Genomic DNA, 25966 nt, shown 5'->3' on the forward strand with positions numbered 1-25966 from the left:
CAGGCGGCCGACGGCCGCCGGACGAGCGAACGGGGAACCCGTGAGCGGAGCGAGGGGGAGCTAGTCAGCGCGTCGCTCTGACGCTGGAGGGAAAAACTCCCGCGCGCCTCCGGCGCGCGGTGCGGCACCGTCGGGACGACGGCCGCTTCACGCCCCGTTCCGATTCCCCACCGCTCCCCACCGTATCCCTCCGTACCTTCAAATACTATCGGGCGGCCAACCGGAGGTATCACGTAACGAGTGCTGTGCGTGGGATTTGCGAAACTCGCCACCCACCCGCGCACAGCAGGGAGTGGGTGTCGTGTTCGCCACAAAGGACGGTCGTTTAAGCGACGCCCTCGCGTTTCTCCGGTATGGAGACGCTGTACGACCTCGTGAACGACCTTCCCGAGTCCACGGAACTCCGCGCGCCGCCCCGCGAGTACAACCGGCGCGAACTCCGGCAGACGGTGTTCAAGACGGGGAACTTCCTCCGGCATCGCGGCGTCCACGAGGACGCGACGGTCGCCGTTGCGGACGACCGCGCACCGGAAGCCGTGTTCGCGTTCCTCGGTGCGACGCTCCTCGGCGCGCGCGTCCGGTTCGGCGCGACCGGTGCGGTCGACGCCCGCGCCTCCGTCGGGCCGACAGAGACGCTCGACGACGTGTCGCTTCCCGCCGGTGGACAGTACGTCGGGTACGGCGAACGGCCGGACGACCCGAGTCGCGCTCACTTCGAGCGGGACGTGTGGAGCGAGAACCCCGCGTTCCCCCCGGTGTCGTTCAGCGGCGACGCGGTCGCACTCGCCGCCGACGACCTGTACACGCACGCAGTCCTCCTCGACGCGGCCCGGCGCTTCGACTACGACAGTGACGACATCGTCGCGGTGCGCGCGCCACTCGCGTATCCCGGGACGGTCGTCGCGGGCGTCCTCGCGCCGCTGGTCGCCGGGGCGACGCTTCTTCTCCCCGACGGCGACGCCACCGGCACGGTCGCCGTCGCGACGAGCGACGCGCCCGAATCCCGGACGATAGACCCCACCCGGGTTCCCGAAGGCTTATAGCCGCTCTGTGGATGGGTTCGCGTCCATGCCCGAGAAGACGTGGCGGGACATTCGACCGGTCGCGCTCGGCGTCCTCCGACGCGACGACGAGGTGTTGCTCGCGCGCCACCGCGACCCCGCGACCGACGACCCGTTCTACCGCCCAATCGGCGGCGGGTTCGAGTTCGGCGAACACAGCCGCGACACCGTCGTCCGCGAGTTCGCGGAGGAACTCGGCGTCGAGTTCACCGTCGAGCGACGGCTGGGAACGTTCGAGCGCGCGTTCGAGTTCGACGGCGAGCGCGGCCACGAGGTGTGGCGACTCTACGAGGGAGAGACGGTCGAGGACTGGCCGTACGAGCGAGACGAACTCGTGGGCGAGGAACCGGAGCTGGACGAGACGTTCCCCGTCGAGTGGGTCGAAATCCAGTCTCTGGACGAACTGACCGTCTACCCGGAAAACCTCGCGGACGTCCTCTAGCGGGCTTCCTTCAGTTTCGCGAGCGCGTCCGGGTTCTCGATGCTGGAGAGGTCGCCGATGTCCTCGCCGGTGTACGCGCCCTCGATGGCGCGCCGAATGATCTTCCCCGATTGCGTCTTCGGGAACTCGTCGACGAACAGGACCTCTCGGGGTTTGAACGGCTTTCCGAGTTCCTCGCCGACCTGTCCCCGCAGCTCTTCGCGGAGCGCGTCCGACGCCTCGTAGCCGTCGGCGAGAATGACGTACGCGACGACGGCTTCGCCCGTGGTGTCGTCGGGGACGCCGACGGCGGCCGCTTGGATGACGGCGTCGTGGTCGATGAGCGCGCCCTCGACTTCGGCGGGCCCGACCTTTCGGCCGGCGACGTTGAGCGCGTCGTCCGCGCGGCCGTGCAGGAACCAGAAGCCGTCGTCGTCCTTCTGCGCCCAGTCGCCGTGGTCCCACAGGTCCTCGAAGCTACTCCAGTACTCGTCGAGGTAGCGTTCGTCGCCGCTCCAGAGGCTCCTGGTCATCGACGGACAGGAGGAGCGCGCGACGAGGAACCCGCGCTCGCCGGTGTCCGCGATTGACTCGCCCTGACTGTTCACGATGTCGACGTCCATGCCGAGACCGGGGCCGCCGAGCGTGCAGGGCTTGAGGGGTTCGGTCGGAAGGGGCGCGAGGAAGCAGCCGAAGACCTCGGTGCCGCCGGAGATGTTGATGATGGGTGCGTCGCCGCCCCCGACGTGCTCGTGAAACCACCGCCAGGATTCGGGGTCCCAGGGTTCGCCCGTGGAGCCGAGGAGGCGGATGCTGGAGAGGTCGTGGCCGTCCAGCCACTCGTCGCCGTGCTTGCGGAGCGCGCGAATCGCTGTCGGGCTGACGCCGAACGTCGTCACGTCGTGGGTGTCGATGAGGTCCCAGAACCGGTCGGGGTCGGGATAGTCCGGTGCGCCCTCGTACATCACGACGGTGCCGCCGAGCGCGTGATTTCCGATGAGCGTCCACGGTCCCATCATCCATCCGATGTCGCTCACCCAGAAGAAGCGGTCGCTGGGCCTGTGGTCGAAGTTGAAGTGTATCTCCTTCGCGGGCTGGACGAGGCCGCCCGCGTGCGTGTGGACGATGCCTTTCGGTTTCCCGGTCGTGCCGGACGAGTAGAGGAGCATCGACTCGTCCGCGGACGCCATCTCGGTGGTGTCGTACTCGCCGGACTGGGTTTCGACGGCCTCCGTCCACCACTCGTCGCGGTCGTCGTCCCACGGAAGGTCGTCCGTCGTGCTCCCAAGTCGGTCGAAGACGATGGTGTGTTCGACGTGGCCGGCCTGTTCGATGGCGTCGTCCGCGCCGTCCTTCAGGTGTACGTCGCTCCCGCGGCGGCGGAAGCCGTCCCCGGTGAACAGCACGCTACACTCGGCGTCGGCGATGCGGGTGGCGGTCGCGTCCACGCCGAACCCGCTGAAGATGGGCACCGCAATCGCGCCGACCTTGAAGACGCCGTAGAGGATGGAGACGACTTCGGGCACCATCGGCATGTAGAGGCCGACAGTGTCGCCCTTGCCGATCCCCCGTTCCTCGAGCGCGTTCGCGACCTGGTTCGACTCCCGGTAGATGTCGTGGAAGGTCTGCTCGCGGACCTCGCCGTCCTCGCCCTCCCAGATGGTGGCGACGTGGTTCCGGGTGCCGGAGTCGCGGCGGGCGTGCCGGTCGACGGTGTTGTGCGCGATGTTCAGAGAGCCGCCGGGGTACCACTCGGTGAACTGGGGGCCGTCGGTCTCGTCACGCACGCTGTCGGGGTCGTCGTAGAAGTCGAGTCCGAGGTAGTCGGGGAGTTCGCCCCAGAACCAGTCGAGGTCACGCGCGGAGCGCTCGCGGAGTTCGGTTTCGTCCACGATGTCGTATTCCCGCATGAACGCGCGGACGTTCGTGCCGTCGGCGAACGCCTCGCTGGGTTCGTGAACGACCTCGTTCACGTCGTCGAGTGACTCCATGCGCGCAAATTCTGCCGGCCGTGTCTTATAATGTCGGGGCGGATGCGGTCCTCTTGTTCTGGAGGAACGCTTTTGATGCGCGGGCCAGACGTTTCGTGTATGCACGTCAGGCCCGCGGAGAAACACGAGGAGGTGTGGCTGCTGGACCGGCTCGACGAGTTTGGAATGCCGGACCCCGCCTTTCGCTCCCGGGACTACGTGTTCGCGGTGGACGAGGAGACGGGAGAGAAGGCCGGGTTCGGCCGGCTCCGCGTTCACTCGGGCGACGACACGTCCGTCTGCGAACTCACGAACATCGGCGTCCTGCCGGACTGGCGGAACCGCGGGGTCGGCGCGCACGTCATCGAACGGCTCGTGGAGTCCGCGTACGACCAGGGGTTCGACCGCGTTTATTCGCTCAGCGTCGAACCCGAGTATTTGGAGCAGTTCGGGTTCGAGCGGGTCGACGAGTCAACGCTCCCCGAACCGCTGGTGCGGCGGCTCACCGAGGTCCGCGAGACGGAGGGAGAGGACGCCGTTCCGCTCGTGCTCGCTGTCGATGACTTCTCGGTCCCGGGCCGGCTCCGTCGGCGGTTCCGGTCCGACGAGGGCGACAGCGAGCCACAGGAGACCGCGGAGGACTTCGGTATCGACTCCGAGACTGCGACCTACAAGTACGACACCGGCGGTTAACGACGCCGGGTTTTCCGCGGGTTTCGTCTCGGATTCTGAGCCCCAAACGGCGTAAACGGGGCGTCCCTTTTCTCGTGTATGGAGCGACGGGACTACCTCGTTCTGGTGGCGTTCGCGGCCCTCATCGTCGCCGGTGGTGCGATTGCGTCGACGGAACCGCTCGATACGTACCTCTTCACGGGCGCGGAGGAGACGGTGCGGACCGCGGTCGAGATGGCGTGGATCACGTGGTGGGCGCTCGTGCTCGGGTTCGCCATCGCCGGCGGCGTCGAAGCGTGGCTCTCCGAGGACGACATCTCCCAGCACCTGGAGGGCGCGGACGTTCGCTCGCTCGGCACCGCGACGTTCTTCGGGTTCGTCTCCTCCTCGTGCTCGTACTCCGCCATCGCCACGGCGAAGAATCTCTTCAAGAAGGGCGCGAGCGCCGCGGCCAGTCTGGGCGCGTTCATGTTCGCGTCCACGAACCTCGTCATCGAAATCGGGTTCGTCATCTGGATACTGCTCGGCTGGGAGTTCGTCGTCGCGGATTTCGTCGGCGGCGTCCTTCTCATCGGCCTGATGGCGGTCGGGTTCCGATTCGTCCCCGACGAAGTCATCGAGTCCGCGCGCGAGCACGCGTCGGACGACACCACTGTCCGCGACCCGAACTGCGGGATGGAAGTCGACCCGGACGAGACCGAGCACACCATCGAGTACGAGGGGACGACCTACTACTTCTGCTCAGAGTCCTGCAAGCGCGGCTGGGACCCCGAAGAAGCCGACACCACCGTCGTGGAGCAGGCTACCTCGCTCTCCGGGTGGCGTGCGCTCGCCGATAAGCAACTCAAGGAGTGGGGGATGCTCTGGGACGAAATCGCCATCGGGTTCGTGTTCGCCGGCCTCATCGCCGGGTTCGTCCCCGACTCCGTCTGGCACGCGGTCTTCGCCGGTCCCATCGTCGGCGAGTACACGTACGTCGTCTGGACCGCCATCCTGGGGGCCGTCGTCGGTATCGTCACGTTCGTCTGCTCCGTCGGGAACGTCCCGTTCGGCGCGATTCTCTGGACGCGCGGCCTGCCGTTCGGGAGCGTGCTCTCCTACATCTACGCCGACCTCGTCATCCCTCCTATCATGCAGGCCTACCGGGAGTACTACGGCACGACGTTCGCGGCAGTCCTCTCCGCGATGATTTTCGTCGCCGCGGTCGTCACCGGCGTCGCCGTCCACATCGCGTTCGACCTCCTCGGACTCATCCCCGACCCGTCGAGCGCGACCGTCGAGCGCATCTCCATCGAACTCAATTACAAGGCCGCGCTCAACGTGCTCGCCACTGCCGCCTTCCTCGCGCTCTACTACCTCCACCGCACCGGCGGGGAGAGCGGGAACGGCGACCACGGCGGGAGCGGCGGGCACGACGGGCACGCGCACGGGAGCGAATGACGGCGCTGTCGGTTCCCTAACGTACAACCATTAAGGCGACCTCGCCCGTCTTCCGGGGTATGTTCGACGACGACGACCTCGCGAGTATCCGCGAGGCGAAGGAGGAGTGGGAAGCGGAGACCCTCGACCCCGTGCTCGACCGGTTCGGCGAGCGCAAGGACGAGTTCGATACGGACACCGGCGGGCAGACGGTCGACCGCCTCTACACGCCGAACGACGTGAGCGACCTCGACTACGAGGAAGACCTCGGATTCCCGGGAGAAGACCCCTACACGCGCGGCGTCTACTCCACGGGCTACCGCGGCCGCCTCTGGACGATGCGGCAGTACGCCGGCTTCGGCACGCCCGAGGAGACGAACGAGCGCTTTCGCTACCTCATCGACCAGGGGTCGTCCGGGTTGTCGATGGCGTTCGACCTCCCGACCCAGATGGGGTACGACTCGGACGCGACGATGAGCGCGGGCGAGGTCGGGAAGTCCGGCGTGGCCATCGACACGCTCGCCGACTTCGAGAAGGTGTTCGACGGCATCCCGCTCGACGAGGTCAGCACGTCGATGACCATCAACGCCCCCGCAAGCGTGCTGCTCGCGATGTACATCGCCGTCGGCGACAAGCAGGGCGTCGACCGCGAGGAACTCCGGGGAACCATCCAGAACGACGTTCTCAAGGAGTACGTCGCGCGCAACACCTACATCTACCCGCCCGAGCCGTCGATGCGCATCATCACGGACATCTTCGAGTTCTGCGCGCAGGAGACCCCGAACTTCAACACCATCTCGATTTCGGGCTACCACATCCGCGAGGCCGGTTCGACGGCCGCCCAGGAGGTCGCGTTCACGCTCGGGAACGGCATCGAGTACGTCGAAGCCGCGTTGGACGCCGGCCTGGACGTGGACGAGTTCGCGCCCCAGCTCTCCTTCTTCTTCAACGCCCACAACAACATTCTGGAGGAGGCGTCGAAGTTCCGCGCCGCCCGCCGGATGTGGGCGCAAATCATGGAGGAGCGCTTCGACGCCGACGACCCGCAGTCGAAGCAGTTGAAGTTCCACACCCAGACCGCCGGCTCCACGCTGACCGCCCAGCAGATCGAGAACAACGTCGTCCGGGTCGCGTACCAGGCGCTCGCCGCCGTGCTCGGCGGGACGCAGAGCCTGCACACGAACGGGAAGGACGAGGCGCTGTCGCTCCCCACCGAGAAGTCCGTTCGGACGGCGCTCCGCACGCAGCAGATTCTCGCGCACGAGTCCGGCGCGGCGGACACCATCGACCCGCTCGCCGGCAGTTACTACGTCGAATCCCTCACGGACGACATTGAGGACGAGGCGTTCGACCTCCTGAATACGGTTGACGACAAGGGCGGAATGCTGTCCGCCATCCAGCAGCAGTGGGTGCAGCGCCAGATTCAGGACGTGGCGTACGAACGCCAGCAGGAGATAGAGGACGGCGAGCGCACCATCGTCGGCGTGAACGAGTTCGAGGTGGACGACGAACCCGAAGTCGACATCGAAGAGGTCACCGAGGAGGACGAAAAGCGCAAAATCGAGGGGCTCGAATCCGTCAAGGACGAACGGGACGACGACGCGGTCGAGGAGCGGCTCGCGGCGCTCCGTGAGGCCGCCGCGGGCGACGAGAACCTCATGCCCCACATCGTCGCGGCGGTAAAGGCGTACGCGACGGTTGGCGAGATCTGTAACGTCCTCCGGGACGTGTTCGGTGAGTACCAGCCCGGCACCGCGCTCTAAACTTTATCCTCGCGCCGCCCCCACGTCGACGTATGCGTCTCGACCACGTCGGCGTCGCCACACAGGACGCCGCGACTCTCGCAGACCAGTACGTCTCGCTGTTCGACGCCGAACTCGTCCACGAAGAGTCCTTTCAGGGGATGAACGTCTGCTTCCTCGACCTCGGAAACGCCTACTTCGAACTCCTCGAACCCACGGCGGCGGAGACGACTATCGGGAACTATCTGGAGGAGAACGGGCCGGGGATGCACCACGTCGCGTTCGTCACGGACGACATCGCGGACGCGCTCGCGGACGCTCGGGACGCCGGCGTCTCACTCGTGGACGAGGAACCGAGGGCGGGCGCGTGGGGGCACACGGTCGCGTTCCTCCACCCCCGCGACACGGGCGGCGTGCTCGTGGAGTACGTCGAACACTAGTCGTCGCCGGTCGCGGCCGACAGTCGCTGTGAGAGATGGGGGCCGACCGCGTTCGGCGGATGCGAGAACCACTTCGCCTCCTCGATGCCGGAACTGGGCGAGATGTCGGTCTCGAACGTCTCCGCCTCGAAGAACACCCAGAGGCCGGTGACGCCCTCGCCGCCGTCCACGAGCGTGAACTCGCGTTTGATGGCCGCGAACGCGTCGACGACGGTGCACTCGAGACCGACCTGTTCGGCGACGTACTGCGTGCCCGCGGCGGCGTGCGTGTCGTTCCGGGAGAGACTGCCGCCGGGAACGTCCCAGGCGTCGTCGTCCGATTCGCGGACGAGCAGGAACTCGTTCTCGTGCGAGACGAGGCTGCGGACACCGCCGAGTTCATCGTTGTCCGCGGCGTTCATGCACTCGACGTACATCTCGCGTGGCACGGGCGTCGACTCGCGGTGGACGGGGATGTCTCCGTACACTTCCGTGAGTCGGTCCAGCACCCGGTCCACGTCGCGTTCGGAGTCCTCCATGCCAGGCTCTACACGGTGGAATGGTCGGCGAAAACTTAAGCTCGTTCCCCGCGCTACCCGAACGATTCTATCTTCGCGTCGTCGGTGTCGATGCCGCGCTCCTCGAGGAGGTCCGCGACCTCCCGGACGAACTCGCTGAACCCGTACACGAACACCTGGCCGCCGACCGCGGAGAGCGCGGCGTCCACCGCGGGTTCGAGGTTATCGCCGACGAGGAAGACGTCCGCGCCGTGGTCGGCGAGGCTGGCGAGCCGGTCCGTGTGCGCGTGTGTGTCGTCCAGATAGACGACCGCGACATCGCCGCCGTCCTGGAGGACGCGCTCGGCGATGCCGACCCCGGGGCCGACGCCGGGACCGCCGACGACGAGCGTCACCGCGGGCTCGCCCTCGTAGAACGCGTGACCGAACGGACCGTTGATACCCACTGTATCGCCGGGTTCGAGCGATTCGAGGTAGGGGCCGACGGTGCCGTCGGGGTCGACGCCGACCGTGACCTCGAGGAGGTCGTCGGTGTCCGGCGAGGAGAGCGTGTAGTGGCGGGCTTCCTCGTTTCCGTCGACGGTGACCGCGAGCTGCACGAACTGTCCGGGCTTCGCGTCGAATTCCGCGGGCGCGTCCAGTTGGATGGCGATGGTGTCGGGGCCGACCGCGCGAACCGCGCGAACCGTCACGTCCGTCGTATCCATACCGATGGTTGCCGTGGCCGGCGGAAAGCAGTTGTGTTAGGGGTTACGTCGGCCGCGGTCCGCGACCGGCCCGCTCCGAGGAGTGTCGTCGCCGGCCTGGCAGTCAGGCCGAAACAGTATTTCGACCCCTGTCCGGGTAGGGACCGGACAGTTACTGGGAGAAACACGAACGAGCGTTCAGTAATCGTTCGTGAATCCGCACAATACTCGCTTTCGCGTCGGCCACCGGGTTCAGAAGGCTTTTTGCCGGGCGATTCGGAAGCCTACACCACATGCACGAGGACCTGAACTGGGCCATCGGCGGGGAAGCCGGCGATGGAATCGATTCCACCGGCAAGATATTCGCACAGGCGCTCTCGCGCGCCGGCCGGCACGTCTTCACCTCGAAGGACTTCGCGTCCCGCATCCGAGGTGGCTACACCGCATACAAGGTACGAACGTCCGTCGACAACGTCCGCAGCGTCGTGGACCGCCTCGACATCCTCATCGCGCTCACCGAACGCACCGTCGACGAGAACCTCGACGAGCTTCACGACGGCAGCGTCATCATCTACGACGGCGAACGCACCGAGTTCTCCGACTTCGAAGCGCCCGAGGACGTCACCGGCCTCGACGTGCCGCTCAAGTCGCTCGCGGAGGACGCGGGCGGCGCCATCATGCGCAACGTCGTCGCGCTCGGCGCCGTCTGTGCCGTCGCGGACTTCCCCATCGAGAACCTCGACGAATCCCTCGAGAAGAAGTTCGGCGGGAAGGGCGAGAAAATCGTCGAGAACAACAAACAGGCCGCGCGCCTCGGCGCCGAGTACGTCGAGGAGGAGTTCGACCTCGCGTTCGACTTCGACCTCGAAACCACGGACAACGACTACGTCCTCCTGAACGGCGACGAAGCCATCGGGATGGGCGCCATCGCCGCCGGCTGTAAGTTCTACGCCGGCTACCCCATCACGCCCGCGACGGACGTGATGACGTACCTCAAGGGCCGCATCGAGAACTTCGGCGGGCACGTCGTGCAGGCCGAGGACGAACTCGCCGCCATCAACATGGCGCTCGGCGCCGCGCGCGCCGGCGCTCGCTCCATGACCGCGACGAGCGGTCCCGGTATCGACCTGATGACGGAGACGTTCGGCCTCGTCGCCACCTCGGAGACGCCGCTCGTCATCACGAACGTCATGCGCTCCGGCCCCAGCACGGGAATGCCGACGAAGCAGGAACAGGGCGACCTGAATCAGATGCTCTACGGCGGCCACGGCGAGATTCCGCGCTTCGTCCTCGCGCCAACCACGGTCGCGGAGTGCTTCTGGAAGACCATCGAAGCGTTCAACCTCGCGGAGAAGTACCAGACGCCCGTCTACCTCACCGCCGACCTCGCGATGGCGGTCACCGAACAGACCTTCGACCCCGAGACGTTCGACATGGACGCGGTCGAAATCGACCGCGGGAAGGTCGTCGACGAGGACGAGATTTCGAAGTGGCAGAACGAGAAGGATCAGTTCAAGCCGCACGCCGTCACCGCGGACGGCGTCAGCCCCCGCGCCTTCCCCGGTACGGAGGGCGGCGTGCACATGAGCACGGGCCTCGAGCACGACGAGCTCGGCCGCCGTACTGAGGACGTGGACGTGCGCGTCGAACAGGTCGACAAGCGCCAGCAGAAGGTCACCACCGCCGAGGAGGAAGAAGACTTCTCCTACCGCGAGTTCGGCGACGCCGACTCCGACAACCTCGTCATCTCGTGGGGGTCCAACGAGGGAACGCTCATCGAGGCGATGGACTACCTCGACCAGGAGGACGTGGACGTGCGCTTCATCTCCGTCCCCTACATCTTCCCGCGGCCCGACCTCAGTGAGGCCATCGAGGCCGCCGAGGACGTGATTGTGGTCGAGTGTAACGCGACCGGCCAGTTCGCCGACCTCGTCGAGCACGACACGCTTACCCGCGTGAAGCGTGTGAACAAGTACAACGGCGTCCAGTTCAAGGCGGACGAACTCGCCGCGGACATCCAGGAGGAACTAGCATGAGCTCCAACGTCAGATTCACCGACTTCAAGTCCGACAAGCAGCCCACCTGGTGTCCCGGGTGTGGCGACTTCGGCACGATGAACGGCATGATGAAAGCCCTCGCGAACACCGGGAACTCGCCCGACGACACGTTCGTCGTCGCGGGTATCGGGTGCTCGGGGAAGATCGGGACGTACATGCGGTCGTACGCGCTCCACGGCGTTCACGGTCGTGCGCTCCCCGTCGGCACGGGCGTCAAACTCGCGAACCCCGACCTCGAAGTGATGGTCGCGGGCGGCGACGGCGACGGCTACAGTATCGGTGTCGGTCACTTCATCCACGCCGTGCGCCGGAACATCGACATCACGTACGTCGTGATGGACAACCGCATCTACGGCCTCACGAAGGGCCAGGCGTCCCCGACCAGCCGGTCGGACTTCGAGACCGCGACCACGCCCGAAGGCTCGAAGCAGCCCCCGGTCAACCCGCTCGCGCTCGCGCTCTCCGCCGGCGGGAGCTTCATCGCGCAGTCCTTCAGCAGTCACGCGCAGCGCCACACCGAAATCATCGAGGAAGCCATCAACCACGACGGCTTCAGCCTCGTGAACACGTTCAGCCCGTGCGTGACGTTCAACGACGTCGACACCTACGACTACTTCCGGGACAGCCTCGTCGACCTCGGCGGCGAAGACGCGGACTACGACCCCACGGACCGCGAGCAAGCGAAGGACAAAATCCTCGACAGCGAGAAGGAGTACATGGGCATCCTCTACCAGGACGACGACGCCCAGTCCTACGAACAATCCCACGGCGTCGAAGGCAACATGGCCGACATCGACACCGACGGCGCGCCCGACGGCGCAATGGACCTCGTCCGCGAGTTCTACTAACGCACCTTTTTCCGGTTCGGGTGCGCCTTCGGCGCACCGCTCACCGCAAAAATCTGCACCAAAAAGGCCGCGAGCGCTGACGCGCTCGCGGTAGGCTGTTGGTGCAGGCTTCCGCGCAGCGCGACCGCGTTATTCCTTCCAGACGACGCCCTCGAACGAGCCGGTGAGGACTTCCTCGTCGTCCGCGTTCGTGCAGACGTTTTCGCCGCGGATGTCGTAGCGGTCGTCGCGTTCTTCCACGTCGGTAAGCGTGGTTTCGCACGTGATTGGTTCGCCCGTGTAGACTGGTTTGTGGAAGTGGTTGTCCATGTGGTAGGCGAGCACGCCGAGCGCGGACCCGATGGCGGTCGGGAGCGTCGCGGTGAGGAGTCCCTGCACCATCAGTCGCCCCTGGTCGTCAGGGACGCTGTGAACGGGCTGGTCGTCGTGCGAGAGCTCCGCGAACGCCTCCACTATTCTAATATAACTATTACTATACAATCAAAAAGTATAAGTACCGACGTAGAGATTCTTAGATAGAATGAGTCAAAAAGAAGACTTATACGCAGGAGGTAAAAAGCCGTCTGTAAGCCGCCGCAGAATCCTTAAGGGGATTGGAGTCTCTTCGGTCGGGATTTCTGGGATTGGAACGGTCACTGCCAGCTCTGGATCTGGACACTCTGTAAATACGGAGTTCGACCCAACAAAGCCTCCTCAGGTTCGTGAATTTGCCAAGTCGTTGTTCAAAAAGTCCTCCAGTCTCCCAGAAGCCAAGCGCTTAGAGTTTGAGAATATAATTAAGAAACGCCTTACAGATAAACAATGGGTGGCGCTTAGCGAAATCCTCAAAAGCGAATTAGGGACTACTATTGAACACACTCGAAACTTAGAAATATCCAATAAGCCCTCAAGCAGTGCGTCTACTGGAGTGCCTACTGGGTCACTTGAACCACCGTCCGATGGGGGGAGCGGGGGGAGCTCTTGGAAAGAGGCCACGTATACCCTAACTCAGAAAGCGACTCCGACAATATTCGGCTTACAAGGTTCGAACGTAGTCGCTACTCATAAACACAGCATGACTTGGCTATATGACGGAGTGGATGAAATTGAAACCCCTCTTACGCATAGTACCGGGTCTGGGTATCAATCTATACTTTTCGGAGTGGATTATCTTGGGAGTTCGGAGACAATAACTCCTGAAGAAGCTAGCTTCTATTCGGAATCAACCGGTAAATTCACGTGGACAACTGGTACAGTTGATGGAGACACCTTTCATGCGTACTCCCGAATCTTGGGTGGGCCCGTTGGAGAACACCATGTTATCGACCAATATTTCAAATAGGTCATAGGAATACCTCATGCTCTGTAGATTCCGTATAGACCCAATAAAATAAGTGCAGCCCCAGTGGCTACACTTAGGAAAGAGCCAATAAGTGATATCTGAAGCTGCCAAACTACTATTGCATAAATCAATAACAAACCGACGCCGGCAATAGCTCCAAAAAATACGGAGATAGCGAGGGTTCCGATGCTTTGTAAAATATCATTCCGACCGTCATCTGCTTTTCTATTTCCGTTCATTATCTCTGTATTGGAGCCATAAATATAAAAAACCCATGAAAATATAAATGCAAATATACTTAGGTTACTCTGGTCGCGGTGGCGTGGCACCCTCCAGAAAATAGTTATTATTCTACTTAAAACCAAAGGTAAATTTTTAGAGTTAGATGTATACTTGGTGGGTGAACTTACCCCCCTCCATCACGACACTTCCAAGCGTCTATGCCTTTCAGATTGCCCGTCCGCCGTAGCCGGCGGTGACCTGCGCGGTGACGCCGCCCATGATCGCCGCGATGGGCGCGAAGCAGATGACGCCGAACGTCGTCCACGTCCCGTAGACGAACAGGATGTCGACGGTCTGCGTCACCGTGAACGGCGAGTTCAGCCAGAAGATGAGTCCGACGAGGAGCACGCCGAGGAACGACCCGAGGCCGACGGCCGCCGCACCATCGACGCCTTCCGTTTCGAACGCACGACTGATGGTGCCGACGAACGCACCCACGGCGATTGGGACGATGCCGTAGAGGTAGTACGGCGCGACGAGGAGGTAGAGCCCGGCGAGCACGAACGCCTGAACCAGCGCGCCGACGGCTATCGCGCGGCGGTCCGCGACGCGCCGGTGGACCGTCATCCCGGTCATACGAGAAAATATAAATTCTCTTGTATTAACTGTTTCTGAAAAGGATATTACTCCTCTCTCCCCGTTCGTTCTGTTCTCCGCGAAACATCGGAATACGGGCGCTGAGCGTGCGTATTCGGAAAGGTTGATTAGCGCGACGGGAATTTTTCTGGGTATGACTGAGCGTTTCGACGTTGTAATCGCGGGCGCGGGTCCGGCCGGTGCGCAGTGCGCGCGAGACCTGGCCCAGCGCGATTACGACGTTCTCGTTCTCGAAACCGAACCAGAAGACGAGTTCCCGCGACAATCGAATAAGTCCACTGCGGGGACGTTCCCCTCCATGATGGGTGCGTTCGGGATTCCTGACGACATGGTGATGCAGTTCACCGACACCGTCGTTCTCGAATCGCCGAACGAGCACTTCGTCCAGAACCAGCCCGGTGCGGTGCTTGAGTTCGCGGACTTCAAGCGATTCCTCGTCACGGACGGCCGCGAGCACGGCGCGGAGTACCGCTTCGGCTCCCGCGTCTCGAAACCCATCCTGGAGAACGGCGAAATCGTTGGGGTCGAGTATAGCGGCGACGAGGAGGTGTACGCGGACATCGTCATTGACGCGACCGGTCCCGCCGCGCCGCTCGCGAAACAGCTCGGCGTCAGCGACCTGGAGCGCCACAATCAGGCCATCGGCATCGAGTGGGAGATGGAGGGCGTCGAGGTCGACCACCCCGGGTACGCGGACCTCCACGACGCGATGATGCTCCGCCTCGACCACGACCTCGCGCCCGGCGGCTACTCCTGGATCTTCCACACGGGCGAGGACACGGCGAAAGTCGGTCTCTGCTACATCCAGAGCGAGACCTACCAGACGCGCGGGAAGGAGGGGATGAGCATCGACGGCTACCTCGAGTACTGGCTGGACAACGATCCCCGGTTCGAGAACGCGACGAAACTGGAGGGCAAACAGCACCGGGGGTCCGCGCACATCCAGGAGCCGGGCCAGCTCTGCACGGACAACTTCATGGCCATCGGCGACACCGTCCCCACCATCGACCCGCTCTGGGGGGAGGGCATCCACAAGGGCATGAAGTCCGCGCGCGCCGCCGCCATCACTGCCGACCGCTGCCTCACCGGCACCGTGGACACGTCGAAGGCGGCGATGGAGACGTACGCCGACCTCTGGCATGAGAACGTGGCTCCGGGCGCGAAGCGCCGACTTGCGATGACGCGCCTCCTCTACCTCGCGGACGACGACCGCTACGACCGCCTCCTCAGCGACCTGCAGGACGCGGACCTCGGCACGCTCGCCGCCGCGAACAACGGGAGTCCGCGCGCCATCGCGAAACTCCTGCACGTCGGCGACCTCTCGCTCCTCAAGCGCCTCGTCACCGAACACTACCTGTAGCGCCGCTACCAAAACGTCTTTTCCCGGCACGCACCATCACACAGATATGTCTCAGTTCGACTACCCCCGACACAGCGGTATGCCCGCGCTCGGCATCGGCACCTGGCAGAACGAGGACCCCGAGCAGTGCGCGGAGTCCGTGCGAACCGCGCTCGACGTGGGTTATCGTCACGTGGACACCGCCCAGATTTACGGGAACGAGGACGCCGTCGGCGACGGTATCGAACAGGCCGACGTTGACCGCGACGACGTGTTCCTCGCGACGAAAATCTGGACGAGCGAACTCTCCCACGACGACGTACTGGAGAGCTTCGAGGAGAGCCTCGATAAGCTCGGGACGGACTACGTCGACCTGCTCTACGTCCACTGGCCGGCGAACGAGTACGACGCCGAAGACACGCTCTCCGCGTTCGACGAACTCTACGACGACGGCAAAATCGAGCACATCGGCGTCTCGAACTTCGAACCCCGCCACCTCGACGAAGCCCGGGAAGCCCTCGACGCGCCGCTGTTCGCGAACCAGGTCGAACTCCACCCCTTCCTCCCCCAGGCGGAACTCCGCGAGTACACGGAAGCGCACGACATCGAACTCGTCGGGTACAGCCCGCTCGCCCGCGGTGAAGTGTTCGACGACGACACCATCACGGAGGTCGCGGAGAAGCACGACGCGAGCGCCGCGCAGGTCGCGCTGGCGTGGGCGCGCGAGAAGGGCGTCACCGCCATCCCGAAAGCCACGAGCGAAGCACATATCCGGGACAACTGGGGAAGCCTCGGCGTCGACCTCGACCCCGAAGACATCGAGAAGATAGACGGCATCGACCGCCGCGAACGCGAGGTCGACCCCGACTTCGCGCCCTGGAACTGACGGCTGTCTGCGTCTCCGCCTTTTTGCTTTTCGAGCGCCTACCCGTCCGTGTGACAGTTGTCGAAACGCTGACGGTCACGGCACTCGCTCTCGCCGCCGTCGGCGTCGTTCTCTACGTAGTGTACTCGATTCGCGGAGTCGCGCGTGAACGCTATCGGGACGGAAAGCGCGCAGTGCCCGAGTCGGCGGAAGACCGGTAGTTCGTCAGAACGGGGATTCGACGGTCTGGTCGTCGCCGTCGTCGCTCGCGTCGACCTCGACGTCTTCCGCGTTCAGCGTTTCCGCGAGGTCGCCGCGTTCCTCGAGTTCGGAGAGGATGTCGCTCCCGCCGACGAACTCGCCCTCGACGTACGTCTGGGGGATGGTCTCCCAGCCGGAGTGGTCTTCGAGCGCGGCGCGGAACGCGTCGAGGTTCTGGAGTACGTCCACGGTCTCCACGTCCTCCCGGTACTTGGTGATGAGGCCGATCGCACGTTTCGAGAACCCGCACTGGGGCATCATCGGCGTGCCCTTCATGAACAGCACGATTTCGTTGTTCTCGATGGTGTCGTTCACGAGTTCCTGGACTTCGTCGGCGTCGAGGCCCTCGTCCGCGGGGTCGAATGTCATACACGAGTGGTGGGTGTCGAGGGGGAAAGGCGTTGCGTCACCCCACACCGCCGCCGCCGTCGCGAGCGCCACCTAGCCTTAAGCCGACCCGTGGCGTTTGTAACTGTATGGCATACAGTGTGGATTACGAGCTGAGCGACGACGACGAGAACATCCACAACGCGTGGGACAACTCCCTCGACCCACTCCTCACGGTCGAACCGGGCGAGGTCGTTCGCTTCGAGTGCCGGGACGCCGTCGACGGTCAGGTCGACATGGAGACGACTGCCGAGGAGTTCGGCGAGGTGAGTTTCGACCCCGTCCATCCCCTCACCGGTCCGGTCTACGTCGAGGGCGCGGAACCCGGTGACGTGCTGGAAGTAGAACTCCTCGACCTCGAACACAAGGGCTGGGGGTACACGGGCTTCATGCCGGGCGACATGGGCCTCGGCCTGCTCCCCGAGGACTTCGAGGAGTCCGGCTATCACGCCTGGGAACTCGACGGCGACACCGGCCACTTCGTGAACGACATCGAGGTCCCGCTCCACCCGTTCCCCGGAACCATCGGGAACGCGCCCGCCGCGGACGGCGAACACGACACTCTCCCGCCGCGCGACGTGGGCGGGAACATGGACGTGAAGCACATGACCGCCGGGTCCACCGTCTACCTCCCCGTCGAGGTCGCGGGCGCGCTGTTCTCCACCGGCGACTGTCACGCCGCCCAGGGCGACGGCGAGGTCTGTGTCACCGGCATCGAAGCCCCGATGTTCGTCACCGCGCGCTTCGACGTCCGGACGGACATGGACATCTCCCAGCCCCAGTTCGAGAGCGACCACCCGTACACGCCGACCGGCGCGGACGAACCGATGTACGCCACCACCGGCATCGCCGACGACCTCATGGTCGCCACGAAGAAAGCGATTCGGCACATGATCGACCACCTCGAAGCCGAACGCGGCCTCACCCGCGGCGAGGCCTACATCCTCTGCTCCGCCATCGTCGACCTCAAAATCAGCGAGGTCGTCGACGCCCCCAACTGGACGGTCACGGCCTACCTACCGGAGTCCATCTTCCCGTAGCAGCCCCGGCAGCCGTTTCCGCAGGCGAGTCGAAAGTCACTCCGTGCCGCGGGGAGTGGCCGGGGTATGGAGTACGCGCCGGACGATGTGGCGTCGATGTACCGCACGCTCTCGGGCGCGGTGGTGCCGCGTCCCATCGCGTGGGTGTCCTCGACGAGCGAGGAGGGCGTGGACAACCTCGCGCCGTACAGCTTCTTCAACGTCGTGTCGGTGGAGCCGCCGACGGTGATGTTCTCGCCGATAGACACGGACGAGCGCTCGAAGGACACGACGCGGAACGTCCGGGAGACGGAGGAGTTCGTGGTGAACGTCGTCACCGGGGAGACCGTGGAGGCGATGAACGAGACGAGCGCGACCCTTCTCGCAGAGGAGTCCGAGTTCGAGCACGCGGGCGTGACGCGCGCGGAGTCCGAGCGCGTGGAGCCGCCGCGGGTGGCGGAGTCCCCAGTGAACTTCGAGTGCTCGCTGTACGACACGCTCCGCGTCGGCGATTCCGTGCTCGTCGTCGGCGAGGTGGAGTACGTGCACGTCGACGACGCGCTCGCGCCCGAGGGCGAACTCGACGTGCGGGAACTCGACGCGGTCGGCCGGCTCGCGGGAAGTTTCTACTCCTACACCCGGGACCGGTTCTCGCTCGAACGCCCCCCGTAGCGGCGACACGTATTTACTCCCGGGGTCGCGCCTTCCTGTATGCAACACGCAGAGGCGGCCTCTCGCCTGCGCGACGTCCTGGACGAGGTGAGCGGCGCAGTCATCACCCGCGAGGAGTTCCTCGAACTCGTCATCACCAGTCTCGTCGCCGACGGCCACGTCCTCCTCGAAGACGTCCCCGGAACCGGAAAGACGCTCACCGCGCGGAGTTTCGCCACCGCGCTCGGTCTCGAGTTCTCCCGAATCCAGTTTACGCCCGACCTTCTCCCCGCGGACATCACGGGGTCGAACATCTACAACGAGTCCACGGGCGAGTTCTCGTTCAGCCCCGGGCCGCTGTTCGCGAACGTCGTCTTGGCGGACGAAATCAACCGCGCGCCGCCGAAGACGCAGGCGGCGCTCCTCGAAGCGATGGGCGAGGGCCAGGTGTCCGTGGACGGCACGACCCACGACCTCCCGGAACCCTTCTTCGTCATCGCGACGCAGAACCCCGTCGAGCAGGAGGGAACGTTCGGCCTCCCCGAAGCCCAGCGCGACCGATTCATGGTGAAGACCGACATGGGCTACCCGGACTTCGCGGGCGAACGCGAACTCATCGACCGGCGCGCCGAGCGCGACACCCAGATTCCGACCGTCGGGCGCGTCCTCGACCCCGAGACGGTTCGGGAGATTCAGGCGACCGTCGAGACGGTGGACATGGAGGAACGCCTCCGGGACTACGTGGTGGAACTCGGGCGGCGCACGCGCGAGGACGACCGCGTGGACGTGGGCGTCAGCCCGCGCGGCATCCAGAAACTGTTCGAGGCCTCGCGGGGCGCGGCGGTCGTGCAGGGCCGCGACTACGTGGTGCCGGACGACGTGAAACGCGTCGCCGGACCCGCGCTCCAGCACCGACTCGTCCTCACCGCGGAGGCGAACGTCCGCGGCGTCGACCGCGAAGCCGTCATCGCGGACGTGCTCGACAGCCTCGAAGTCCCGGCGGTCGCGGACTGATCACTTGAGTGCGAACACGAGCGCGAGGAGCGCGACCCCGCTCCCGACGACGGCGACGGGGAGCGCGTTCGGGTTCGCGAAGGACATCGCGGTCCCGTAGTTCGCGACGCCGACGGCGAGCGCCGCGGCAGCGACGCCAACGAGAAGCGTGCCGACGAGGTGAACGCCCTCGACACCGGCGGTGGAGACGTGCCGGCCGATTTCGTCCCCGAGCTGGGTAGCGTACTCGCCGGCATCCCAGACGACGAGCGCGGCGACGACGCACGCGAGGAACCGAACGGGTGTGACGGCGTCCGTGGTGCCGGCGAACGCGGCTGCGACGAACAGGCCGGCGGCGGCGAGCGCGGGACCGAACGTGTCGACGGGAAGGACGCGCAGGCCGACGCCGATTCGCGCGGCGACGAGCGTCATCGTCGCGGCGACGAGCACGACCGCGAGCAGGACGACGGCGACGGTGAACGTCCCGTAGTAGTCGAGCACCGCGCCCGACTGCTCGCGGACCGTGCCGGCGACCGTGTACGGGACGTTCGCGAGCACGAACGCGCGGAGTTCGTCCACGAGCGGGCCGTGCACGGCGAACGCGCCCGCGACGAGCGCGCCGGCGGCGGCGGTTGGTGCGTTCCGAACGGCCGCCGATCCCGCGGACGCTCGCGCGAGCCGCCGGAACAGCCACCCCAGTAGCGCGCCCGCCAACCCGACAACCGCCGCCGCGACCAGTAGCGTTCGGAGAGCGCCGAGCGTCGTGACCGTGCGGAGACTGTCGTACGCGGCGATCGGGAGGACGCGACGGAGCCGCATCGGCGACATCGCGAACCGGGTGAGCGTGCCGGCGGCGAGCAGCACGAGGCCGAAGAGGGCGAGTTGGTAGAGCGCGCGCCGTGCGGCGGTCACGGCGTCGGGCGCGTCGAGCAGTTCCGCGATAGGGAGCGACCGGAGCGCGCCCGCGACCGCGAGTGACGCGAGCACGAGCAGCGCCGCGAACGAGAACAGGTGTGGTGTCCCCGTTCCCGGCGTGAGAAGCGCGCCCGTGAGCGTGTCCATGGCGTTTCCGACGGCGTTGCCGACCGAGCCCTGGCGGCCGCCGAGTTCGGTGCGGCCGACGACGGCGAGCGCGCCGAGGACGCCGGCGGCGACCATGCCGACGAACGCCGCGCGGGCCGCGACCTTCGAGAACCGCCGGAGGCTGTCGCGGTCCGCGAGGTCGCCGACGCTCACGGTCGCGCCGAGCGCCGCCGCGGTGAGACCGACGACGACGGCGAGCCGGCCGAGCACGACGAGCGTCGCCTCCGCGACCTGCGCCGCGGTCGGCTGGGGGAACAGCGAGCCGAACAGCGTGACGGCCGCGTACACCGCGCCGACGGCGACGCCGACGCCGAGCGGGAGCACGGCGACGCCTGCGAGGAAGCGCGCGGCGGGCCGCCAGCGCTCCCGGTCGACGAGCCAGAGGCCGAGCGCGAACGGCACGGCGGCCGTCCACGCGAGCGCTATCGAGGGTTCGAGGCCGAGCGGGCGGGCGAGCGCGATGCTGACCGCGAGCGTGCCGAGGAGGACGACTGCGGTCCCGAGACGGGTCGGTCGCCAGGTCGTGTCGGTGAGTGTTCGGGTCATTGGCTGAGGAGGTGAGAGAGCGAGGCGTCGAGTACGGTGTCGAGCGGGTCGTCGAGGTTCCAGTCGACGACCCGCACGTCGCGCTCGCGGAGGGTTCGCGTGCGGAGGTCGCGGTGGACGCGCGCGAGACGCCCGCCGACGGCCGACTCGGGCACCACGTCGGGGCTGACGACGGTGACGCCGTAGCCGCGCGTGGTGAGCGCGCTCGCGGTCCGGACGGGCCAGTTGTCGAGCAGCGGTGAGACGAGGACGACCTCGGCGCGGGCGGGGAGGCGCTCGCCGAGTTCCGGCACCCAGTCGGTCGTCGCGGCGTCCCAGGACTCCGTGTTCGGCGGCGTCGACTGCCAGGCGGCGTCCGGGTCGGGGGTGTCGTCCGCCGCGGCCTCGACGGCGGAGAACACGAGGTCCGCGGTCTCTCGGCCGTCGGCGGCGTCCACCCAGGGAAGTCTGTCCGGGCCGAGCGGCGCGCCGTGGTCGGCGGCGAGGCCGACCGCGGTCACGTCGGTGTCGATGCTCGCCGCGGTCAGCGCGCCGTGCAACCGGCGGCCGACGTACCCCGCGAGTTCGGTGCCCGTGGGTTCGCCCGGCCCCGGGACGACCCGGGTCGGCTGTCGGGCGTCCACGACGAGCGCGGCGCGCACCGCGTGTTCCTCCCGGAACTCGACCGTGGAGAGTTCGCCCGTCTTCGCGTACTGCCGCCAGTTCAGGCGATTCACGGGGTCGCCGTGCTGGTACTCGCGGGTCGCGTGGAACTCCAGGCCGCTCCCGCCGCGGTCGGTCGTCTGCGTGCCCGCGCGCAGCGTCGTGGAGTCCGTTATCGGCGGCGCGTCCACCGCGCGCTGCCCGGCGAGTTCCGCGTCGCCCTCGGGCGCCACGTCGACGGTCACCGTCGTGGACGCGGAGAACGACCGCGCCCGCGCGACCGGCGCGCCGAACTCGTACGTTCCGCGCTTCGCCACGACCTCGTACTCAACCGCCGCGTCCGCGCCCGAACTGAGCGCGGTCGACACCCGGGGCGCGCCCGACGCCACGGCGAGTTCGTCCGGCACGCCGTCCACGACGCGGAGGTCGGGAATCGCGGACTCACCGGTGTTCTCGACGGTGAGCGTGACCGTGACGCGCTCGCCCGGCCGGGGCGCGGTCGCGCCGAACTCCCGCGTCACCCGCACCCGGCCCTGCGATGGGACAGTGGTGAGGGCGTCGTACGCGGCGAACGCGGCCGGAATCGCCGCGGCGGCGATGACGAGCGGCGCGGTGTAGAGGAAGCCGACGCCCGCGAGCGTGAGCGCGCCGACGCCCGCGACGCTCCACCGGCCGGAGCGCTCGCGCACGCCGTCACTCATCGTTCGCCCTCCGTTCCTCGATGGCGGCGAGCGTGCGCTCGATGCGGCGCTCCCGCGCGGCGGACGCGTCCACCCACGCGCGCAGCCGACTCCACAGCGGATACGAGCGGTCGTCAGCGAGGAACGCCGCGGCGACCCGGTCGTCCGTCCACGACCCCTCGGCGACCGCCGTATCCGGGTCCTCGACGTCGTTCGCGTGCTCCAGAACCGCGACCGTCGTGCTGCGGAGCGCCGATCGCGTCGTCGTCAGAGCGTCCCGCGAGCCGTCGACAGCGCTCGCCACCGTCGCGTCCATCGCGGCTGCGGTTCGCGTGCGGTCGTCGCCGTACACGAACTCGGGCGGGCGCTCGCGGTACGCGGCGAACCGCGCCGCCGGCGACCCCTCGGCGCGCGTTCCCGCCCGTCCGAACGGCTGCCACGCCCGTAGCGCCGCGTACAGCGTGAGCAGCGCGCCCAGGCCCGCGAGCACGGGCGTCGGCTCCACGGCGCCGAGCGCGTCCTGCACCGCCGCGAGCGGCGCGACCGATTCGACCAGGCTCGGTCGGTACGTGTAGGCGTACGCCGCCGCGAGCGACGCCAGCCCGACCGTCCCGCCGACCCACGTTCGGAGCCCCATTAGTCCGCACCTCCCTCGGCGTCTTCGGGTCGCTGCGCGGCCTCTATCTCACGCATCGCTTCCTCGACGGCGGGCAGGCGGTCGTCGGGGTCGCGCTGGCCGTACTCGACCGAGCGGAACGCGTCCCGCACCTCCCGCACCGCGTCCGCCGGCAGGTCGTCGCGCTCCACCGCGTGCGCCGCGAGCTCGCCCGGCGTGTGCCGGGACGGCCGCCGCACCGAGGTTGCCGCGAGGAAGTCGTTCCACGCGTCCCGCAGCGTCCGCCGCGCCGCCGCGACCTCGTCCGACTCGCCGGACTCCGCGCCCGACCCGAACCGTTCGCGCACCGACCGGGTTTGCTCCACGGCGTCGACGCGGAGCGCGGCGAGCCAAGCCGCGAACGCCGCCGCGAGCTCGCGGGGTGACCGCCGGCCGCGTAGGGTGTTCGCGACCGCATCGAGCGCGCGCTGCACCGCCGCGACCGCGCGTCCCGCGAGCGCCACGACGAGGTTCGCGGCGCCGCGTGCGACCGCGACTGCAGCGTGCGCCAGCCACGCGAGAAGGCCGCGCGGCGACGTTCCGTACCGCCTGAGTCCGTAGACTCCGCCAGCGAGCACTCCGAGCAGACCGAGCGCGGCGCCGCCCGCGTGCAGGAAGAGCCCGTCGAACGTCAGCGTGCGCTCCTGGCCGTACGCAGTGGCGGTCACGGCGGCGGACGACGCGACCGGCAGCGACACCCGGACCGTCCCGTCGGCGCCCGTGACGCCGACCTGTTCGCCGTCGAGGAACACGGGCACGTCGCCGACCGGTGTTCCGTTCAGCGTCGCCGTCACCGTCGCGGCCGCCCCCGGGAGCGCCAGCGGGAGCGACGGCTCGCCCGACAGCGTCAACCGCTCAAGGCGCACCGTCGTGGAGCCGTTCACGGGGTCGCGTTCGACTCGGACTGTCGCGTTCCCGGGTTCCGCCGGGAGGGTCACGCGCGCCCGCCCGGAGCGGTTCGTCGTCGCCACCTGCTCGTCGTTCAGGAGGACCGCGGCATCCCGGACCGGCACGCCGTCGACCGCCGCCACGACGGTCACCTCGTTCCCCGTCACCGTCCGGCCGAGCAGCGAGACGGACGCGTTCGTGTTCACCGCGTACGTCGAGGAGTTGTTCGCCGCTTCGGTCGGGATAGACGCGGTCCCCGACGTGAACGCGAACCCGTCCGACCGGTCCTCGGTCTCCGCAACCACCGTCTCCGTCTCCGTGCGCACCGCCAGCTCTCGCGCGTACGGAACCGTCGCGACGACCGTCCCGTTCTCGTCCGTCACGCCGACCCGCTCGCCGTTGAAGAACACGCCAACGCCCGCGACCGGGCCGTTCGCGTTCGACACCGTCACTTCGACGGACGCGCCCGGAACCGGCGTTCGGTTCAGCGCCGTCGACAGCCCGCTATCCGACTGCGAATCGTCTGTTCCGGACTGCGAGTCGTCGCCCGTGTTCGACCCGTTTCCGTCGTCAGCCGGAGTGTCGCCGTCCGTGCTTGAGCCGTCGTCCGTCGTCCCGTCCGTCGTCGTTCCACCAGTCGTCCCGTCCGTCGTGGTCGTACTGTCGGTCGTTCCGGTCGGCGTGGTCGTGCTCTCGTCGCCGCTGCTCGGTTCCTGCGTCGTCGTCGGCGGCGTGGTGGTCTGGTAGCCGGAGCCGGTCTGGTTCTGGAGCGCCTGGTTCTCCTGGCTAAGGCGCTCGCTCGCCGGCGTCGGGTCGAAGCGCACCCAGCCCGCGTCCGGGAAGTAGACCTCGACCCACGCGTGGGCGTTCATCGCGCGAACCGTGTACTCGTCCTCGCCGGTCTGCTGGCCGGTCGAGTACCCGACGACGTAGCGCGCCGGGATGCCCTGCGTGCGCAGCATCGCGGCCATCGTCGTCGCGAAGTACTCGCAGTACCCTTTCTCCATCTCGACGGCGAACTCGGTCGCGATGTGTTCGCCCGGCGGCTGGCTGACGTTCAGCGAGTACTCCTTGTTCGATTCGAGCCAGTTCTCCACGCGCGTCGCGGCGTCGTACGGCGTCTCCGCGCCCGCAGTGATGTCGTCGGTAATCGGTGTCAGCGCGTCCCGGGACTCCTCGGGGAGCCGGGTGTACGTCGACTCGACGCCGCTCGGGTAATCGGTGCTGAGCGACCGCAGCACGTCGGGGTCGTCCGGCGGCCGGACGCTCGTCCCCGAGTACGTCGTGCCCGCGGGGAGACGCGAGTCCGCGACGACGCCGTTCGTCGGCGTCACCGAGAGGTCGGTGTTCGCGTTCACGGTCCGGGTCGCCCAGACGGTCGGGAGCGAGGTCGCGGCCTGCCGGAGCGTCACCCGATACGAGACCGCGTTCCCGTCACGGGACGCGACCGGCGGGTCGTACGCGCGCTGCTCTCCCTCGGTCGACCAGCCCGTGCCCGTGTACGTCGTGTAGGCGTTCGTCCGCCAATAGGCGGGCTGCTGGCTCTCGACGACGAAGTGCACCTCGTCGTTCAGCGACCGGAACGCCGAGTCGTTCGACGCGAGGTCGCCGCCGACCCCAGTTTCGGACCCGGCGTTCAGCGCGCCCAGCCCGCCGCCGGACAACCCGCTCCCCGCGGACCCGGACGACCCGGCTTCCGCGGAGGGGTTCAGTACGGGGAGGAGGCTGGCGAGCGGCGCGCCGCCCGCGACGGAGCCGAACGCCGGCGCGACACCAGTCGCGAGCACGACACCGACGACCACTGCGGCCGCGAGCAGCGCGCGCCCGGCGCTCCGACCGCCACCGTCCGCGCTGAGCGACGTTCCATCAGCCATCGACTACCCCGTCTCGTTTCACGTACACGTCACACGACCGCGGGCCGGCATAATTCTTCGGTCGAGACGG

26 protein-coding genes are annotated in these 25966 nt (G+C 66.9%); 15 read left to right on the forward strand and 11 right to left on the reverse strand.

The genetic code is table 11. The features are described from left to right. Positions 1-353: 353 nt before the first annotated feature. Together U3A55_RS01620 and U3A55_RS01625 are read left to right on the forward strand one after the other, a co-directional pair. Positions 354-1043: a hypothetical protein gene (locus U3A55_RS01620; RefSeq protein ID WP_330989774.1), complete on the forward strand. Its 690-nt coding sequence runs from the start codon at positions 354-356 to the stop codon at positions 1041-1043. Between the two features lie 25 nt (positions 1044-1068). Further along, a complete protein-coding gene (locus U3A55_RS01625; protein WP_330989776.1) occupies positions 1069-1503 on the forward strand; it encodes an NUDIX hydrolase in 435 nt (144 codons plus the stop codon). On the opposite strand, the gene U3A55_RS01630 is transcribed toward U3A55_RS01625, so the two are convergent. Beyond that, positions 1500-3473 (reverse strand): AMP-binding protein, encoded by a 1974-nt coding sequence (locus tag U3A55_RS01630; protein ID WP_330989777.1) that lies wholly within the window; start codon positions 3471-3473, stop codon positions 1500-1502. The two genes, U3A55_RS01625 and U3A55_RS01630, sit on opposite strands and share 4 nt — an antisense overlap. A 99-nt stretch (positions 3474-3572) precedes the next feature. Between U3A55_RS01630 and U3A55_RS01635 the strand changes: the two genes are divergently transcribed. From U3A55_RS01635 to mce, 4 genes are all read left to right on the forward strand, one after another. Beyond that, positions 3573-4145: a GNAT family N-acetyltransferase gene (locus tag U3A55_RS01635; RefSeq protein ID WP_330989778.1), complete on the forward strand. Its 573-nt coding sequence runs from the start codon at positions 3573-3575 to the stop codon at positions 4143-4145. Between the two features lie 78 nt (positions 4146-4223). After that, positions 4224-5564, forward strand: a complete 1341-nt coding sequence (locus U3A55_RS01640; protein ID WP_330989779.1) for a permease — start codon at positions 4224-4226, stop codon at positions 5562-5564. A 59-nt stretch (positions 5565-5623) separates the two neighbouring features. Then, on the forward strand, positions 5624-7306 hold the full coding sequence (locus U3A55_RS01645) for an acyl-CoA mutase large subunit family protein (RefSeq protein ID WP_330989780.1): 1683 nt from the start codon (positions 5624-5626) through the stop codon (positions 7304-7306). 32 nt (positions 7307-7338) lie between these two features. Then, complete coding sequence (mce, locus tag U3A55_RS01650; protein ID WP_330989781.1) at positions 7339-7725, forward strand: methylmalonyl-CoA epimerase; 387 nt, start codon at positions 7339-7341, stop codon at positions 7723-7725. On the opposite strand, the gene U3A55_RS01655 is transcribed toward mce, so the two are convergent. Together U3A55_RS01655 and U3A55_RS01660 are read right to left on the reverse strand one after the other, a co-directional pair. After that, positions 7722-8243 (reverse strand): NUDIX hydrolase, encoded by a 522-nt coding sequence (locus tag U3A55_RS01655; protein ID WP_330989782.1) that lies wholly within the window; start codon positions 8241-8243, stop codon positions 7722-7724. The genes mce and U3A55_RS01655 overlap by 4 nt on opposite strands. Positions 8244-8296: 53 nt before the next feature. Further along, positions 8297-8929 (reverse strand): ferredoxin--NADP reductase, encoded by a 633-nt coding sequence (locus tag U3A55_RS01660; RefSeq protein WP_330989783.1) that lies wholly within the window; start codon positions 8927-8929, stop codon positions 8297-8299. Between the two features lie 272 nt (positions 8930-9201). On the opposite strand from U3A55_RS01660, the gene U3A55_RS01665 reads away from it, so the two are divergent. Both U3A55_RS01665 and U3A55_RS01670 read left to right on the forward strand, forming a co-directional pair. Then, positions 9202-10944 (forward strand): 2-oxoacid:acceptor oxidoreductase subunit alpha, encoded by a 1743-nt coding sequence (locus U3A55_RS01665; RefSeq protein ID WP_330989784.1) that lies wholly within the window; start codon positions 9202-9204, stop codon positions 10942-10944. Further along, a complete protein-coding gene (locus U3A55_RS01670; protein ID WP_330989785.1) occupies positions 10941-11813 on the forward strand; it encodes a 2-oxoacid:ferredoxin oxidoreductase subunit beta in 873 nt (290 codons plus the stop codon). Before U3A55_RS01665 ends, U3A55_RS01670 begins: the two co-directional genes overlap by 4 nt. Positions 11814-11942: 129 nt before the next feature. Here U3A55_RS01670 and U3A55_RS01675 read toward each other — a convergent pair whose 3' ends face one another. Next, a complete protein-coding gene (locus U3A55_RS01675) occupies positions 11943-12266 on the reverse strand; it encodes an FAS1-like dehydratase domain-containing protein (RefSeq protein ID WP_330989786.1) in 324 nt (107 codons plus the stop codon). A gap of 67 nt (positions 12267-12333) precedes the next feature. On the opposite strand from U3A55_RS01675, the gene U3A55_RS01680 reads away from it, so the two are divergent. Continuing rightward, the gene (locus U3A55_RS01680; RefSeq protein WP_330989787.1) at positions 12334-13134 is read left to right on the forward strand and encodes a hypothetical protein; all 801 of its coding nucleotides are present in this window, start codon (positions 12334-12336) and stop codon (positions 13132-13134) included. 14 nt (positions 13135-13148) lie between these two features. Here U3A55_RS01680 and U3A55_RS01685 read toward each other — a convergent pair whose 3' ends face one another. Together U3A55_RS01685 and U3A55_RS01690 are read right to left on the reverse strand one after the other, a co-directional pair. Next, entirely contained in the window at positions 13149-13373 is a 225-nt protein-coding gene (locus tag U3A55_RS01685; protein WP_330989788.1) for a hypothetical protein, read from the reverse strand. Positions 13374-13581: 208 nt separating this feature from the next. After that, on the reverse strand, positions 13582-13992 hold the full coding sequence (locus U3A55_RS01690; protein ID WP_330989789.1) for a hypothetical protein: 411 nt from the start codon (positions 13990-13992) through the stop codon (positions 13582-13584). Positions 13993-14146: 154 nt separating this feature from the next. On the opposite strand from U3A55_RS01690, the gene U3A55_RS01695 reads away from it, so the two are divergent. From U3A55_RS01695 to U3A55_RS01705, 3 genes are read left to right on the forward strand one after another with little or no spacing between them, the layout of a single operon-like run. Then, on the forward strand, positions 14147-15373 hold the full coding sequence (locus tag U3A55_RS01695; protein ID WP_330989790.1) for a digeranylgeranylglycerophospholipid reductase: 1227 nt from the start codon (positions 14147-14149) through the stop codon (positions 15371-15373). Positions 15374-15419: 46 nt separating this feature from the next. Next, entirely contained in the window at positions 15420-16238 is an 819-nt protein-coding gene (locus tag U3A55_RS01700) for an aldo/keto reductase (protein ID WP_442978251.1), read from the forward strand. Between the two features lie 50 nt (positions 16239-16288). Then, positions 16289-16438, forward strand: a complete 150-nt coding sequence (locus U3A55_RS01705; protein ID WP_330989791.1) for a hypothetical protein — start codon at positions 16289-16291, stop codon at positions 16436-16438. Between the two features lie 4 nt (positions 16439-16442). On the opposite strand, the gene U3A55_RS01710 is transcribed toward U3A55_RS01705, so the two are convergent. Further along, positions 16443-16847: a glutaredoxin family protein gene (locus U3A55_RS01710; RefSeq protein ID WP_330989792.1), complete on the reverse strand. Its 405-nt coding sequence runs from the start codon at positions 16845-16847 to the stop codon at positions 16443-16445. 107 nt (positions 16848-16954) lie between these two features. Between U3A55_RS01710 and U3A55_RS01715 the strand changes: the two genes are divergently transcribed. The 3 genes from U3A55_RS01715 (at position 16955) to U3A55_RS01725 (ending at position 19549) form a co-directional block, all read left to right on the forward strand. Further along, positions 16955-17905, forward strand: coding sequence for an acetamidase/formamidase family protein (locus U3A55_RS01715; protein WP_330989793.1), 951 nt, complete (start codon positions 16955-16957; stop codon positions 17903-17905). Positions 17906-17971: 66 nt separating this feature from the next. Continuing rightward, a complete protein-coding gene (locus tag U3A55_RS01720) occupies positions 17972-18556 on the forward strand; it encodes a flavin reductase family protein (protein WP_330989794.1) in 585 nt (194 codons plus the stop codon). A gap of 39 nt (positions 18557-18595) precedes the next feature. Beyond that, complete coding sequence (locus U3A55_RS01725) at positions 18596-19549, forward strand: AAA family ATPase (protein ID WP_330989795.1); 954 nt, start codon at positions 18596-18598, stop codon at positions 19547-19549. Here U3A55_RS01725 and U3A55_RS01730 read toward each other — a convergent pair whose 3' ends face one another. The 4 genes from U3A55_RS01730 to U3A55_RS01745 are packed head-to-tail and all read right to left on the reverse strand — an operon-like array spanning position 19550 to position 25896. Continuing rightward, on the reverse strand, positions 19550-21157 hold the full coding sequence (locus U3A55_RS01730) for a DUF7519 family protein (protein WP_330989796.1): 1608 nt from the start codon (positions 21155-21157) through the stop codon (positions 19550-19552). Further along, the gene (locus U3A55_RS01735; RefSeq protein ID WP_330989797.1) at positions 21154-22500 is read right to left on the reverse strand and encodes a DUF58 domain-containing protein; all 1347 of its coding nucleotides are present in this window, start codon (positions 22498-22500) and stop codon (positions 21154-21156) included. Before U3A55_RS01735 ends, U3A55_RS01730 begins: the two co-directional genes overlap by 4 nt. Further along, positions 22493-23116, reverse strand: coding sequence for a DUF7269 family protein (locus U3A55_RS01740; RefSeq protein WP_330989798.1), 624 nt, complete (start codon positions 23114-23116; stop codon positions 22493-22495). The genes U3A55_RS01735 and U3A55_RS01740 overlap by 8 nt, the downstream gene beginning before the upstream one ends. Continuing rightward, positions 23116-25896: a transglutaminase domain-containing protein gene (locus U3A55_RS01745; protein ID WP_330989799.1), complete on the reverse strand. Its 2781-nt coding sequence runs from the start codon at positions 25894-25896 to the stop codon at positions 23116-23118. Before U3A55_RS01745 ends, U3A55_RS01740 begins: the two co-directional genes overlap by 1 nt. Positions 25897-25966 lie beyond the last annotated feature (70 nt).

Origin of the sequence: Salarchaeum sp. III, assembly GCF_036418315.1 — an archaeon.
Lineage (GTDB): Archaea > Halobacteriota > Halobacteria > Halobacteriales > Halobacteriaceae > Salarchaeum.

Coding starts and splice junctions, on each gene's coding strand:
- U3A55_RS01620 (WP_330989774.1), top strand. CDS start 354: ATGGAGACGCTGTACGACCTCGTGAACGACCTTCCCGAGTCCACGGAA.
- U3A55_RS01625 (WP_330989776.1), top strand. CDS start 1,069: ATGCCCGAGAAGACGTGGCGGGACATTCGACCGGTCGCGCTCGGCGTC.
- U3A55_RS01630 (WP_330989777.1), bottom strand. CDS start 3,473: ATGGAGTCACTCGACGACGTGAACGAGGTCGTTCACGAACCCAGCGAG.
- U3A55_RS01635 (WP_330989778.1), top strand. CDS start 3,573: ATGCACGTCAGGCCCGCGGAGAAACACGAGGAGGTGTGGCTGCTGGAC.
- U3A55_RS01640 (WP_330989779.1), top strand. CDS start 4,224: ATGGAGCGACGGGACTACCTCGTTCTGGTGGCGTTCGCGGCCCTCATC.
- U3A55_RS01645 (WP_330989780.1), top strand. CDS start 5,624: ATGTTCGACGACGACGACCTCGCGAGTATCCGCGAGGCGAAGGAGGAG.
- mce (WP_330989781.1), top strand. CDS start 7,339: ATGCGTCTCGACCACGTCGGCGTCGCCACACAGGACGCCGCGACTCTC.
- U3A55_RS01655 (WP_330989782.1), bottom strand. CDS start 8,243: ATGGAGGACTCCGAACGCGACGTGGACCGGGTGCTGGACCGACTCACG.
- U3A55_RS01660 (WP_330989783.1), bottom strand. CDS start 8,929: ATGGATACGACGGACGTGACGGTTCGCGCGGTTCGCGCGGTCGGCCCC.
- U3A55_RS01665 (WP_330989784.1), top strand. CDS start 9,202: ATGCACGAGGACCTGAACTGGGCCATCGGCGGGGAAGCCGGCGATGGA.
- U3A55_RS01670 (WP_330989785.1), top strand. CDS start 10,941: ATGAGCTCCAACGTCAGATTCACCGACTTCAAGTCCGACAAGCAGCCC.
- U3A55_RS01680 (WP_330989787.1), top strand. CDS start 12,334: ATGAGTCAAAAAGAAGACTTATACGCAGGAGGTAAAAAGCCGTCTGTA.
- U3A55_RS01685 (WP_330989788.1), bottom strand. CDS start 13,373: ATGAACGGAAATAGAAAAGCAGATGACGGTCGGAATGATATTTTACAA.
- U3A55_RS01690 (WP_330989789.1), bottom strand. CDS start 13,992: ATGACCGGGATGACGGTCCACCGGCGCGTCGCGGACCGCCGCGCGATA.
- U3A55_RS01695 (WP_330989790.1), top strand. CDS start 14,147: ATGACTGAGCGTTTCGACGTTGTAATCGCGGGCGCGGGTCCGGCCGGT.
- U3A55_RS01700 (WP_442978251.1), top strand. CDS start 15,420: ATGTCTCAGTTCGACTACCCCCGACACAGCGGTATGCCCGCGCTCGGC.
- U3A55_RS01710 (WP_330989792.1), bottom strand. CDS start 16,847: ATGACATTCGACCCCGCGGACGAGGGCCTCGACGCCGACGAAGTCCAG.
- U3A55_RS01715 (WP_330989793.1), top strand. CDS start 16,955: ATGGCATACAGTGTGGATTACGAGCTGAGCGACGACGACGAGAACATC.
- U3A55_RS01720 (WP_330989794.1), top strand. CDS start 17,972: ATGGAGTACGCGCCGGACGATGTGGCGTCGATGTACCGCACGCTCTCG.
- U3A55_RS01725 (WP_330989795.1), top strand. CDS start 18,596: ATGCAACACGCAGAGGCGGCCTCTCGCCTGCGCGACGTCCTGGACGAG.
- U3A55_RS01730 (WP_330989796.1), bottom strand. CDS start 21,157: ATGACCCGAACACTCACCGACACGACCTGGCGACCGACCCGTCTCGGG.
- U3A55_RS01735 (WP_330989797.1), bottom strand. CDS start 22,500: ATGAGTGACGGCGTGCGCGAGCGCTCCGGCCGGTGGAGCGTCGCGGGC.
- U3A55_RS01740 (WP_330989798.1), bottom strand. CDS start 23,116: ATGGGGCTCCGAACGTGGGTCGGCGGGACGGTCGGGCTGGCGTCGCTC.
- U3A55_RS01745 (WP_330989799.1), bottom strand. CDS start 25,896: ATGGCTGATGGAACGTCGCTCAGCGCGGACGGTGGCGGTCGGAGCGCC.